The organism is Neisseria sp. P0009.S007 (genome assembly GCF_051962515.1).
In genome coordinates this window covers 1-13,006 of record NZ_JBQCVF010000054.1, presented here as the reverse complement: position 1 = coordinate 13,006, position 13,006 = coordinate 1, and the positions used below count along the sequence as shown (strand labels likewise).

10 protein-coding genes are annotated in these 13,006 nt (G+C 51.7%); 6 read left to right on the top strand and 4 right to left on the bottom strand.

Annotation, left to right across the window (positions count from 1 at the left end):
• On the bottom strand, positions 1–1,934 hold a 1,934-nt coding region (locus tag ACTHS3_RS06775), incomplete at its 3' end, for a prolyl oligopeptidase family serine peptidase (RefSeq protein ID WP_440367478.1).
• Between the two features lie 102 nt (positions 1,935–2,036).
• Positions 2,037–4,094: a polyphosphate kinase 1 gene (ppk1, locus tag ACTHS3_RS06770; protein ID WP_440367476.1), complete on the bottom strand. Its 2,058-nt coding sequence runs from the start codon at positions 4,092–4,094 to the stop codon at positions 2,037–2,039.
• Between the two features lie 208 nt (positions 4,095–4,302).
• On the opposite strand from ppk1, the gene fabI reads away from it, so the two are divergent.
• On the top strand, positions 4,303–5,091 hold the full coding sequence (gene fabI, locus ACTHS3_RS06765; protein WP_003748060.1) for an enoyl-ACP reductase FabI: 789 nt from the start codon (positions 4,303–4,305) through the stop codon (positions 5,089–5,091).
• 449 nt (positions 5,092–5,540) lie between these two features.
• Positions 5,541–5,984, top strand: a complete 444-nt coding sequence (mscL, locus tag ACTHS3_RS06760; RefSeq protein WP_036492108.1) for a large conductance mechanosensitive channel protein MscL — start codon at positions 5,541–5,543, stop codon at positions 5,982–5,984.
• A 121-nt stretch (positions 5,985–6,105) separates the two neighbouring features.
• Here the strand turns inward: mscL and ACTHS3_RS06755 are convergent, their stop codons facing one another.
• Together ACTHS3_RS06755 and ACTHS3_RS06750 are read right to left on the bottom strand one after the other, a co-directional pair.
• Positions 6,106–6,825, bottom strand: coding sequence for a hypothetical protein (locus ACTHS3_RS06755; protein WP_199900426.1), 720 nt, complete (start codon positions 6,823–6,825; stop codon positions 6,106–6,108).
• 233 nt (positions 6,826–7,058) lie between these two features.
• A complete protein-coding gene (locus ACTHS3_RS06750) occupies positions 7,059–9,956 on the bottom strand; it encodes an Rne/Rng family ribonuclease (protein ID WP_039861875.1) in 2,898 nt (965 codons plus the stop codon).
• A 515-nt stretch (positions 9,957–10,471) separates the two neighbouring features.
• Between ACTHS3_RS06750 and ACTHS3_RS06745 the strand changes: the two genes are divergently transcribed.
• The 4 genes from ACTHS3_RS06745 to ACTHS3_RS06730 form a co-directional block, all read left to right on the top strand.
• Positions 10,472–11,458 (top strand): RluA family pseudouridine synthase, encoded by a 987-nt coding sequence (locus ACTHS3_RS06745; RefSeq protein WP_070624977.1) that lies wholly within the window; start codon positions 10,472–10,474, stop codon positions 11,456–11,458.
• 10 nt (positions 11,459–11,468) lie between these two features.
• On the top strand, positions 11,469–12,119 hold the full coding sequence (locus ACTHS3_RS06740) for an HAD-IA family hydrolase (RefSeq protein ID WP_070624974.1): 651 nt from the start codon (positions 11,469–11,471) through the stop codon (positions 12,117–12,119).
• 55 nt (positions 12,120–12,174) lie between these two features.
• Positions 12,175–12,693: a DUF4189 domain-containing protein gene (locus ACTHS3_RS06735; protein WP_070624973.1), complete on the top strand. Its 519-nt coding sequence runs from the start codon at positions 12,175–12,177 to the stop codon at positions 12,691–12,693.
• A gap of 65 nt (positions 12,694–12,758) precedes the next feature.
• A partial coding sequence (locus ACTHS3_RS06730) for an MBL fold metallo-hydrolase (RefSeq protein WP_440367473.1) occupies positions 12,759–13,006 on the top strand: 248 nt, incomplete at its 3' end.

The following is a 13,006-nucleotide window of genomic DNA, read 5'->3' as shown; positions in this document are numbered from 1 at the left end:
CCGCCGCCGTCAGGCGAGTAGAGCCAAGATTGCGGCGAGGTTTCGCGCAGTTTGGCGTAGAACTTGAGCGCGTGGGCGGGATGGACGCGGTCGTCGCTGAGGCTGGTAGTGATGAGTGCGGGCGGATAATCGATGCTGTCTGAAAGATTGTGATACGGAGACAATTCGCCCAGCCAGCGTTTGCAGACTTCATATTTCTGCGGATTGCCGTATTCGTCCGTCCAGCTTGAACCGGCGGACAGCAGCGGATAACGGATCATGTCGGTCAGCGGCACTTCGCACACCAGCGCGCCGATACTTTGCGGCTCGCGCACGAAGGCGGCAGCGGTAATCAGGCCGCCGTTGCTGCCGCCCTGCAAACCGATGTGTTTGGGCGAACTCATGCCGCGTTCGGACAAATCGCGCACGACTGCCAATAAATCATCGACGCTTTTATGTTTGCTGATTCCCTGCGCCGCCTGATGCCAGCGCGGGCCGAATTCACCGCCGCCGCGGATGTTCGCCAATACAAAGGCATTGCCCTCTTCCAGCCAATATTTGCCGACGCTGCCCAGATAATGCGGCAATTCGGGAATGCCGAAACCGCCGTAGGCATAAACCAAGGTCGGCGTGTCGGGCGTGGCGTTTTTGCCGACGTGAAAATAAGGAATGCGCTCGCCGTCGGCCGAAGTCGCCCAAAACTGCTGCACGTTGATGCCGTCTGAATCGAACTGCTGCGGCTGACGGCGCATGACGGTCAGTTCCATCACGTTCAAATCCAGCGCAAACAGTGTCAGCGGCGTGGTGAAATCGCTGGCGGCAAGGTAAACCACGTCGCCGCCCCAAGGCTGGTCGGTCATTTCCAACGCGCCCGAAGGCAGGCGCGGCAATTCGACTTCCTGCCATTTACCATCGCTAAAGCGCCATGCTTTCAGATGGCCTTGTACGTTTTCCAGCAGGCTCGCCACGACAAAACGCTTGGTCGTTTCCACGCTTTCCAATGCCTGCGTTTCATCGGGCGCAAACAAAAGCTGCGCCGCGCCCAATTCGCCGCGGTTTAATTTTACTGCCACCAATGCGCCGCTCGGATAGCTTTGGTTCGCGCGGTTCCAGTCTTTGCGCAGCGTCAGCAAAAGATGTCCCGCCAGATAGCCGACTACGTCGCAATCGTTGGGCAGGTTTAACGGTTTCGCCTCGCCTTCGGCTGAGACCTGCAAATAGGTTTTGGTGTAAAAACCGTCCGACGCTTCAATCAAATCAATCGGCGACCCCTGCGGATCGAGATAACGCCACGCGTTCACCATCATGCCGTCTTCGGCAATTTGATACACCGGCAGGCTTTCCTCGAAACTTTTGCCACGTTCCACCAGCCATACTTCGCGCGGATAGCCCGATTCAGTCAACTGGCGTTCGTTCCAAGCCGGACACACCCACACGCTGTTTTCATCGCGCCACGACACATGGTTTTTGCCTGCCGGAAAGTGAAAACCGCCTTCTACCAATTCCCCTGCTTCCAAATCCACTTCCAGCGTGTACGCCGTATCGCCGCCCGATTTGCTCAGTGTTAACAATGCGCGGTTGGGCTTTTCCACCAAGTGCGACACGCCGCCCAAATACACATCGTCGCCGAGCAACTCATCGAAATCCGCCACCGAAAACAGGATTTTCCATTCGGGATAGCCGGAACGGTACGTCGCCGCAGTACACACGCGGTACACGCCCTTCGGATATTCCGCGTCCTGATGGAAATGGTACATCCGCGCGCGGTGTTCCTGACAAAACGGAATCTGCCGCGTGTCCTGCAACTGCGCCAAAATACCGTCGGACAATTCGCGCGCCTTGTCGTTTTCTAAAAAACGCGCACGCGTTTCGGCATGCGCCGCAGCGGCAAAATCTTGCGTTTCGGGAGATTCGAGGTTTTCAAAATGAAGATAGGAATCGGGGTAAGATTTCATAGGAAAAGGCCGTCTGAAAGATTGGGAAACGGAATTATAACGGCAAAATCAAAAAAGGCCGTCTGAAACCTGCATTTCAGACGGCCTGAGACATTATTCAACTCAACGTCCGTATATTTTCCACAAACCTTCCTGCAAACCAAACGCAGGCTCGCCATCTTTCAGCTGGGTGCGGACGTAGCTGCCGTCAGGCTGCATCAGCCAAGCTTGGGTATTGTCTTCCAAAGCCATTTCCAAACCTTCGCGGATCACGCGTTCTTTGAGTTCGGGCGTGGTAATCGGCGTGGCGACTTCAATGCGGCGGAAAAAGTTGCGACCCATCCAGTCGGCGCTGGAGATAAAGGTATCGTCTGCGCCGTTGTTATGGAAGCAATACACGCGCGAGTGTTCGAGTTGGCGGCCGATGATGGAGCGGACGCGGATGTTTTCGGACAAGCCTTTTACACCCGGGCGCAAAGTACACATACCGCGCACAATCAGGTCGATTTGCACGCCTGCCGCGCTGGCCTGATACAGCACATCAATTACGCTCGGCTCGATGAGGGAATTCATCTTGGCGGTAATCCGCGCCGGTTTGCCTGCTTTGGCGTGTTCGGTTTCCTGCTTGATGCGGTCGATGACCATTTTGTGCAGGGTAAACGGGCTTTGATAGAGCTTGTTCAGACGGCCCGGCTTGCCCAAGCCTGTGATTTCCATAAACAGAATGTTCACATCGGCAGTGATTTGTTCGTCGGCGGTAATGATGCCGAAGTCGGTGTAAATGCGCGATGTGCCTTGGTGGTAGTTGCCGGTACCGAGGTGGGCATAACGCTTGAGCACGCCGTCTTCGCGACGGATAACCAAAGCCATTTTGGCATGGACTTTGTAGCCGAATACGCCGTACACGACGTGCGCGCCCGCCTCTTCCAGCTGCTTCGCCCAGTTGACGTTGTTGGCTTCGTCAAAACGCGCCATCAGTTCGACCACGACGGTAACTTGTTTACCCGCCAGCGCGGCCTTCATCAATGCGCGCACAAGCTCGGAATTGCTGCCGGTGCGGTAGATGGTCATTTTGACGGCCAATACATCCGGATCGGCCGCAGCCTCGCGTATCATTTGGACAACCGGATCAAACGACTGATATGGGTGGTGCAGCAAGATCGGCGACTGTTTGACCAGTTTGAACACGGAGCCATTTTTGCGCAAGGCTTTCAGACGGCCTGCATTGCGCGGCGGAAACTTCAAATCCGGCCTGTCCACCAAATCGGGGACGGCATTGAGGCGCACCAAATTGACCGGCCCTTTGACCTGATACAGCTCGGTAGAAGTCAGTTTGAACTGGGCGAGCAGGAAATCGTGAATGTATGCCGGACAAGTGTCCGCCACTTCCAAGCGCACGCCGTCGCCGTATTCGCGGTCGTGCAATTCGTTTTGAATCGCAGCACGCAGGTTTTTCAAATCTTCCTCATCCACCGTCAAATCGCTGTCGCGCGTGAGGCGGAACTGATGGCAGTCTTTAACCTTCATGCCGGGGAAAAGTTTGCCGACATGGGCGTGCAAAATCGAAGACAAGAACACAAAGCCTGCATCACCGCCGCAAATTTCAGACGGCATGGGGACGACGCGCGGCAAAATGCGCGGAGCCTGCACAATCGCCATACCGGACGGACGGCCGAACGCATCCGTGCCCTCGAGTTCGACGGCGAAATTAAGCGATTTGTTTAACGGGCGCGGGAATGGGTGTGACGGATCAAGGCCGATGGGGGTGAGAATGGGCAAAAGCTCGTTGTCGAAATAGTTTTCGATCCATTTTTTCTGCGCAGCCGTCCATTTGTGGCGGCGATAGAAATGAATGCCGGCACGGCTGAGTGCAGGCTGCAATACTTTGTTAAACAGGTCGTACTGCTCGCGGATCAGAGCCTGCGCCTCTTTCGCCACCGCTTCGATGGTTTCGGCCGCAGTTTTGCCGTTGTCGAGCGGCTGATGCGGGCGCAATTTATTTTCGCGTTTCAACCACGCCATGCGCACTTCAAAAAATTCGTCCAAATTGGAAGACACGATGCACAGAAAACGCAAACGTTCCAACAAAGGAACTTTCGTATCCTGCGCCTGAGCCAGTACACGGCGGTTAAACGCCAACAGGCTGAGTTCTCGGCAGAGAATGCGGTTTTGCTCGGGCATGGTTCACTCCTGAAACATCGGTCATTAACACCATCAAGTATAACGTTTTGCCGACGTTCCGTCAGGTTTCAGACGGCCTTGACAGAAAACCTTATCCCTATTTGAGGCAAGACAAAGGGTTATCCGTTTTTTTCTATACCGAAACAGCGGTTTTTGCTATAATGCGCCGTTTAATGCAACCGCAATACCACTGCTAAAGGATAAGAAAATGGGCTTTTTGCAAGGCAAAAAAATTCTGATTACCGGCATGATCTCCGAGCGTTCCATCGCTTACGGCATCGCCAAAGCCTGCCGCGAACAAGGCGCGGAATTGGCATTTACTTATGTTGTCGACAAACTGGAAGAGCGCGTCCGTAAAATGGCGGCCGAACTCGGCTCCGAACTCGTGTTCCGCTGCGACGTTGCCAGCGACGACGAAATCAACCAAGTTTTCGTTGACTTGGGCAAACACTGGGACGGCTTGGACGGCTTGGTTCACTCCATCGGCTTCGCCCCTAAAGAAGCTTTGAGCGGCGACTTCCTCGACAGCATCAGCCGCGAAGCATTCAACACCGCTCACGAAATCTCCGCATACAGCCTGCCTGCGCTGGCAAAAGCCGCCCGTCCGATGATGCAGGGCCGCAACGCCGCAATCGTTGCACTGAGCTACTTGGGCGCCGTTCGTGCCATTCCTAACTACAACGTTATGGGCATGGCCAAAGCCAGCCTCGAAGCCGGCATCCGCTTCACTGCCGCCTGCCTGGGCAAAGAAGGCATCCGCTGCAACGGCATCTCCGCAGGCCCGATCAAAACCCTGGCCGCTTCCGGCATCGCCGATCTCAGCAAACTCTTGGGCCACGTCGCTTCCCACAACCCATTGGGTCGCAACGTTACCACTGAAGAAGTCGGTAACACAGCCGCCTTCCTGCTGTCCGACCTCGCTTCCGGCATCACCGGCGAGATTACGTACGTTGACGGCGGTTACAGCATCAACGCACTGAACGACGAAGAGAACTAAACGGTTTACACGCAAAACGCACTTTCATGATGAAAGTGCGTTTTTTATGACTATTACATTATGGCTTGAATAACTGCATAACCAAAAAGGCCGTCTGAAAGTCAAATACGGATACGAAACATTACCTTTACAGGTTTTTAATGATTATGTTTTCAACATTATTATATTATCATTCCACCTTAATCTGAAATTCCGATAGAGCATTGATTCTAAAGATAACATTCATGTTATCTGATACTTAGCCGCTGATAAAAAGTGGTGTAAAAAAGTAACAGAAAAAATTCAGACGGCCTGTTTTTTCATACAGAAGGCATAGAAGCCGGGCATTTTTAGCATGAAATACAAAATTTAACATTAATGAATTTTTCTTAACCGATAAAGCGTTAATATGCCTGCCGTTTTATTGAACTACATCTGATTTTGACTCAAACACATACAGGAGATTAATTATGTCAATCGCTTCAGAATTTAAAGAATTTATTATGCGTGGCAACGTTGTCGACCTCGCAGTCGGTATGGTTGTCGGTACAGCATTCAGCGGCATCGTCAAATCATTGGTTGACGATGTAATCATGCCTCCTATCGGTCTGCTGATCGGCGGCGTTGATTTCTCCAACCTGTTCATCACCCTGAAAGACGGCGCACAAGCCGCTCCTGCAGAAGGTTACGCCAATCTAGCAGCCGCTCAAGCAGCCGGTGCCGTTACCCTGAACATCGGTCTGTTCATCAATACTGTGATCAGCTTCCTGATCGTTGCCGCTGCCATCTTCTGTGTGGTTAAAGCCATCAACTCTGTGAAAAAAACCGAAGCTCCTGCTGAAGAAGCACCGGCAGAGCCTAGCGAAGAAGTTCTGTTGTTGCGCGAAATCCGTGACTCTCTGAACAAAAAATAATCACAATACCTAAACATACACACACAAACCAAGGCCGTCTGAAACCATTTCAGACGGCCTTTTCTAACTCCATCGCTCTGACATAGTTGGCTGTTTAAGAAAAACTACAAGCAGCTATCCTTCATTTATTTATAGAAACCTTGCTTACGACCTCATTATTTTTACCCAATAGATAAAGGAAATTATCATTTACCTCTAATTTACCAAGGTAAACGCCATAATCCATTTCATGAGCAGGACAGGTTTTAATCAAATGACGAATACTCTTGTCTTTATTTTCAATATTCCAAAACAAGTCAACTTTATCGATCTGATGTTCCACTTGAATGGAAAAAGTGGTGGATTGAATCTTCTTCTTTTTCCATACCCAACTATTTTCATAATGGTTTCTCTCTATTTCATTCACTACATCCCCAAGTAAGCAGAATGGAATAGAAAGCTTATGAAATACACGGTTTGCCCCTTCGACTAAGGCAGCCAAGAGCATCTTTTTCTTATCAACAGGATCTAAAGCTTCATAGGTACAAAAATCAAATGGAACCTGAACAGTATAGACACCAAGTAAGTTTATGATACAAGGATTGCAGACCTTATCCATGCATTCTATGATGATTTTCCAACAATCCTTAGTTGGAACAGGCTTGAAGAGTCGCTCCAACATAGATGTCATACACTTCGATTCATATACAAACGCTTTTCTACGGCATTTCCAATTTTGATTGTAGTCCTCTATCCTGGCCTCCTCGTATCTTAATGAAGCTGAGTCCATCAACTCCTCGATCCTTTGGCGATTTTCCACATAAGGTCTATCTAATTCAAAATATCTTAACTTCATATTCATACTTCCATGATCTTATTTTTTATACAGGACCAACCCTATGTAAAGGCTAAGTCTTTCAAGGTAGCAATGATTCTGACCTTTAAATATCGATAACTCCAACTTCTTGATGCTTCATACTTCTCACTCTCCTCAAAAGAAATTTCCTTTTCTTAACTATTCCCTATAGTCGTAGCACTTCTCCTGTAAAAAAGCCCGATGCGTTCAACATCGGGCTTTTAACTGGAAAACCAATCTTAGTCTTTGCGTGTTTCCACCAAAATCATTTCGACTGCTGTGTCTTCCACTTCTACTTTAGGCACATCCGAACGGCGTGTTTTAGCAACCGGTTCAGGTTGTGGCTGCGCGGCAAAAGCGGCAACGGCTTGCGGATCGGTTTCAACGAAGATCAAATCGCCCAAGCTCTCAGGCACAACGATTGCGACAGGCGCTGCTTCAGCTACGGCTTCAGTTTGTGTGACAACAGTTTCGGCTGGTGCTTCAACCGATGCAACAGTAGCCGTTGCATTTGGAGACAATACCGCAGCAATGGCTTCTTTGACATTGCTGACTGCAGAAGCAAGCAGGGCTTGTTCGGCATCAGCGCCTTCAGTTTGCGCTACGGCAGGCTCGTCTTCGCTTTCAATCGCAAATACGAATGGCTCTGCGCTGGTCACTTCAGGCTCGGATACTACAATCACCAGCGGCTCGGCTTGATCGCTTTCAGAAGACAATGTCGCATTTGCAGCTTCAACCGTTTCGTTCAAACCCAAAACATGCGCCACAGCAAAGAGAACTTTGTCGGCGGTATCGGTAATGTTCAGGTATTGCTCGATTTTTGCTGAAGACGGAATATTGCGTTTTTTGCTGTTAGAACGGCGGTCGTTGCGGTTGTTGCGCTGACGGTTGTTGCGCTGACGGTTGTTGCAGTCGCGTCCTTGACGGCCGTTGTTTTTCACACCCTCTTCGCTGCGGGCGTTGTCGTCCGCTTCGACTTGCGCCTGTTCGCCATCGGCTTGAACGTTCACGTCCTCAACACGGTTTTCCGCAGGTTGATGACGGTTGCGCTCGTTGCGACTGTTGTTGCGGCGGCGTTTATTGCCGTTTTGTTCCGCTTGGTTTTCAGACGGCATCTCAGCCAGTGCAGCCACTTCCTGAACGTTTACGTCTTCAACCACTTCCTCAACACGATTGCGCTCGTTGTTGCGATCATCGCGGCGGTTGTTACGGTTGCGGTTGCGGCGGGTGTCTTTACGCTCGTCGTTGCGGCTTTCGTTTGATTTGTTTTCTTCAAACTTACTGTCGACAGCTTCGGCATTCACTTCGCGCACTTCGACTTTGCTGCCGTCGTTTTTGTTGTTGCGGCGTGGATTTTGACGGCGGCTGTTTGAACGGCGGTTACTGTTTTGGCTGCGGTTGTTTGTAGTGCGTTTTTCGGCAGGCTCTTGAGCAACTGCGACAGGTGCAGGCTCGCCGCCGAAAATGCGTTTCAACCAAGCTTTGAAGCTGTCCCACCAAGAGGCTTTTTTCTCAGGGGCGACAGTCGGTGCAGGCTGGGTATGGCGTACGCCTTTGACAGCTGGCTCAGGACGGGAAGCTTTGGCTTTTTCGCTGCCGAAAGGTTTGGCGGATTCGTCTTCTTCCGGCTCGGCAACGCGTTTGTAGCTCGGTTCGCCGTCTTCTTCTACGTCATCAATGCGGATGCGGTTGATTTCGTAGTGCGGATTTTCCAAGTGGATGTTTGGAATCAGGACGACGTTCACATCCAAGCGCTCTTCCATCGCAAACAGCTCGGCGCGTTTTTCGTTCAACAGGAAGGTGGCAACATCGACAGGCACTTGTGCGTGTACTTCGCCGGTGTTGTCTTTCATTGCTTCTTCTTGAATGATGCGCAAAACGTGCAGGGCGGTGGATTCGATGCCGCGGATGACGCCTGTACCGGCACAGCGCGGACACGCAACATGGCTGCTTTCTCCCAGAGCCGGTTTCAAACGTTGGCGGCTCAACTCCAAAAGGCCGAAACGCGAAAGTTTGCCCATTTGCACGCGTGCGCGGTCTTTTTTGAGCGCGTCGCGCAGGACGTTTTCAACATCGCGTTGGTGTTTCGGATTTTCCATGTCGATGAAGTCGATGACGACCAAACCGCCCAAGTCGCGCAGGCGCATTTGACGGGCGACCTCTTCGGCGGCTTCCATATTGGTTTTGAACGCGGTGTCTTCAATATCCGAGCCGCGTGTGGCACGCGCAGAGTTGACGTCGATGGAAACCAGGGCTTCGGTATGGTCGATCACAATCGCGCCGCCGGAAGGCAGGCTGACGCTGCGTGAGAACGCACTTTCGATTTGGTGTTCGATTTGGAAACGGGAGAACAGCGGCGTGTGGTCTTGATAGAGTTTCAGACGGCCTACATTGCTCGGCATGACGTAGCTCATGAATTCGGCAACTTGGTCGTAAACTTCTTGATTGTCCACCAAAATCTCGCCGATATCGGGACGGAAATAGTCGCGAATCGCACGAATCAGCAGCGAGCTTTCCATAAAGAGCAGGTAAGGGTCATGGTGTGCTTTGCCTGCTTCTTCAATGGCTTGCCAGAGCTGTTTGAGGTAGTTCAAGTCCCATTCCAACTCTTCCGCGCTGCGGCCGATGCCGGCGGTGCGGGCGATGATGCTCATACCGTTCGGAATGTCGAGTTCGGCCATGGCGGCTTTCAACTCTTGGCGCTCTTCGCCTTCAATACGGCGGGATACGCCGCCGCCGCGCGGGTTATTCGGCATCAATACCAAATAGCGGCCGGCCAGGCTGATGAAGGTGGTCAGTGCCGCGCCTTTGTTGCCGCGCTCATCTTTTTCGACTTGGACGATAACTTCCATGCCCTCTTTGAGCACGTCCTGAATACGCGCCCTGCCGCCTTCGTAGTCGCGGAAATATGAACGCGATACTTCCTTAAACGGCAAAAAGCCGTGGCGGTCGGTTCCGTAATCGACGAAACACGCTTCCAGCGACGGCTCGATGCGGGTAATGATACCTTTGTAGATATTGCCTTTACGCTGTTCTTTGCCCAGCGTTTCGATGTCCAAGTCCAAAAGGTTTTGGCCATCGACAATGGCAACGCGCAGCTCTTCGGCCTGCGTTGCGTTGAATAACATTCTTTTCATAGTCACCTCGTGAACAGCGGCCGTTTGATTTGTGAATATCTTTTTCAGACGGCCTGTCTGTCCGGTTGGCACTCTTCAAAGGCAAGATGGGAAAATCCCCGTGTAACCAGTATTTGATTTGAAATCCGCAAGGTTGCATGCTTGAGCTCAAGCCATGTGCGGACGGATTCGGATAAAGAAGGAAATAAAGAACAATGCGGCGGAAAGGTTGATGGTTCCGCTGCCGTCCGAATGCTGATGCTTCGGACAAAATTAAGGCAGCCTACATCTTCTTATTATCGTAGCGCCGGTAATTTCGGACGGTGCTGCGCGGACTGCGTCTTACGCCCGGCCGGACGGCAGGTTCAATTCAAACTTAATTACGGGATTGCGTTTGCCGGCTTTGAACAAACACAAGGAAATGCTTTGCGGAGTGCGTTTTTAATATAAAATCTCGTTTTAACAATAAATCCGTTTCAGACGGCCTGCAACGGCAGGTTCGGGTCCAGAAACGGACGTTTGGGATTATAGAGAAAATGCACGCAATACGCAAAGATTCAGTCAGCCTGATTGCCGTTGCCGAACACGAGGAAGGCCAACGCCTTGATAACTATCTGATAAAAATCCTCAAAGGCGTCCCGAAAAGCCATATCCACCGCATTATCCGCGCCGGCGAAGTGCGGCTGAACAAAAAACGCTGCAAACCCGACAACCGCATTCAGGCAGGCGATACCGTCCGCATTCCGCCGATACGCATCGCCGAAAAACAAAGGCCGTCTGAAAACCAGGCCGCGCCAGCACGCGAGTTTGACATCGTTTATGAAGACGATGCGCTTTTGGTCATCAACAAACCGTCCGGCGTTGCCGTCCACGGCGGCAGCGGCGTGAGTTTCGGCGTCATCGAACAAATCCGCCGCGCCCGTCCCGAAGCGCGTTATCTCGAACTCGTCCACCGCCTCGACAAAGACACCAGCGGCCTCTTGATGATTGCCAAAAAACGCAGCGCCTTGGTGAAGCTGCACGAAGCCATCCGCAACGACCATCCGAAAAAAATCTATCTCGCGCTGGGTGTCGGCAAGCTGCCGAACGACCGCTTCCACGTCAAGCTCCCCCTGTTCAAACACACCGGCGCACAAGGCGAAAAAATGGTGCGCGTCAGCGAAGACGGCCAATCCGCCCACACCATCTTCCGCGTGTTAAACCGTTTTTCAGACGGCCTTTTGCACCAAGTCGGCCTATCCGACCTGACCTTTGTCGAAGCTACCCTGAAAACCGGCCGCACCCACCAAATCCGCGTCCACCTGCAATCGCAAGACTGCCCCATTGCCGGCGACGAACGCTACGGCGACTATCAGGCCAACAAACGCCTGCAGAAACTCGGTTTGAAAAGAATGTTCCTGCACGCTTCCGAGTTGTACCTCTCCCATCCGCTGACCGGCGAAAAACTGATCCTGAAAGCCCCCCTGCCGCAAGAATTGGCGCAATTTGTTTTAATGTTGGAAAATCAGGAAAAGGCCGTCTGAAAGGAAACCCATGAAACCCAAACTCATCATTTTCGACTGGGACGGCACGCTTGCCGACACCACCAACCCCATCATCCACACCTTTCAGCAAAGCTTTGCCGATTGCGGTCTGCCCGTTCCCGAAGCTGACCAAATCCGCCCGCTCATCGGATACAGCCTCTCCGGCATCATTCGCCGCCTTACCCACAACGTCAGCGAACACGTTCAGGAAACCCTGATTGAGACCTATGCCGCGCACTATCTCAATCCCAACAACCGCAACATGACCCTGTTCCCCGAAGCCCTGCCCTGCCTGCAACGCTTGAAGCAACAAGACTATTGGCTTGCAGTAGCGACCGGCAAAGGGCGGAGCGGCTTGGATAAAGCCATTGCACAAACCGATACCCAAACCTTTTGGCTGGAAACCGCCTGCGCTAGCGAATATCCGTCCAAACCCGCGCCCGACATGGTACTCGCTCTCTGCGACCAACTGGGTGTTGAACCGGAAGAGGCCGTCGTCGTCGGCGACACCACCCACGACCTAGAAATGGCCGCCAACGCCAAAATCCGCGCCATCGCAGTCACCACCGGCGCGCACACTGCCAAACAACTTTCCTCCCTGCCCCATGTTGCTATGCTCAACAGCTTGGCTGAATTGCCCGATGTATTGGAAACCTTATAAATGACGGCGTGCGTCAACTGACAAAGATTTAGATAACTAACAGATTGGACTTGAAATGAAAAAATTGCTTTTTGTGGTATTGGGACTGACAAGCCTTAATGTCTGCGTTGCCAACCCTACTTATGATGCAACCAGAGGCGCGTTGCAAAATGACCCTAGCTTATGCCAATACGGCTACAACCCCAATTGTGGCTCGTCTGGTTACCGCCAACAAAGACAACCTACGGAAATTATCAACATCAATGTTCCTTCAAAACACGGAGCTTGGGCATTTAATCCTAAAACTGGCATTGCAGGTGGTGCACTTGATATGAATTCTCGTGAGGAAGCAGAAAGAGAAGCCATTAAAACCTGTGAACGAGGAGGAAGTAATGCGCCATGTAAAATAGAAGTTTGGGGGCGAAATGGCTGCATTGCCGTTGCACAAGGTAAATTAGGCAAGAAATGGAAGCTTTTCTCAGTAGTAACAGAATTAGGTAAAGCTGAAGCTAAAGCGCTACAAAAATGTCGAGCATCAGGACTTCCTGAATGCAAAATCGTTGCTAACGAAGGTTGCTCATTGCCTAAATTCTAATAGAAATAGACCAAAGGCCGTCTTAAACGCAAACAACATTAAATAAGTATTTCCTAGGAACACCCATGGCACTCCAATTTGAAATCAACGCCGTTACCCCCTTCCGTCAAAACTGCACGCTGATTTGGGATGACGAAACAAAAGAAGCCGTTTTGACCGATGTCGGCGGCGACGTACCCTATTTATTGCAACAAGTCCACAACAAAGGCCTCAAGCTGACCGCCATTTGGCTGACTCACGGCCATCTTGACCACGCAGGCGGCGTGGTTGAACTTTTGAAAACCTGCGACGTACCCGTTCTCGGCCCGCACAA

Bases quoted from the DNA above. Each gene is read 5' to 3' on its own strand.
- ppk1 (WP_440367476.1), bottom strand. From the start codon at position 4,094: ATGCCCGAGCAAAACCGCATTCTCTGCCGAGAACTCAGCCTGTTGGCG.
- ACTHS3_RS06745 (WP_070624977.1), top strand. From the start codon at position 10,472: ATGCACGCAATACGCAAAGATTCAGTCAGCCTGATTGCCGTTGCCGAA.
- ACTHS3_RS06750 (WP_039861875.1), bottom strand. From the start codon at position 9,956: ATGAAAAGAATGTTATTCAACGCAACGCAGGCCGAAGAGCTGCGCGTT.
- fabI (WP_003748060.1), top strand. From the start codon at position 4,303: ATGGGCTTTTTGCAAGGCAAAAAAATTCTGATTACCGGCATGATCTCC.
- mscL (WP_036492108.1), top strand. From the start codon at position 5,541: ATGTCAATCGCTTCAGAATTTAAAGAATTTATTATGCGTGGCAACGTT.
- ACTHS3_RS06755 (WP_199900426.1), bottom strand. From the start codon at position 6,825: ATGAATATGAAGTTAAGATATTTTGAATTAGATAGACCTTATGTGGAA.
- ACTHS3_RS06735 (WP_070624973.1), top strand. From the start codon at position 12,175: ATGAAAAAATTGCTTTTTGTGGTATTGGGACTGACAAGCCTTAATGTC.
- ACTHS3_RS06740 (WP_070624974.1), top strand. From the start codon at position 11,469: ATGAAACCCAAACTCATCATTTTCGACTGGGACGGCACGCTTGCCGAC.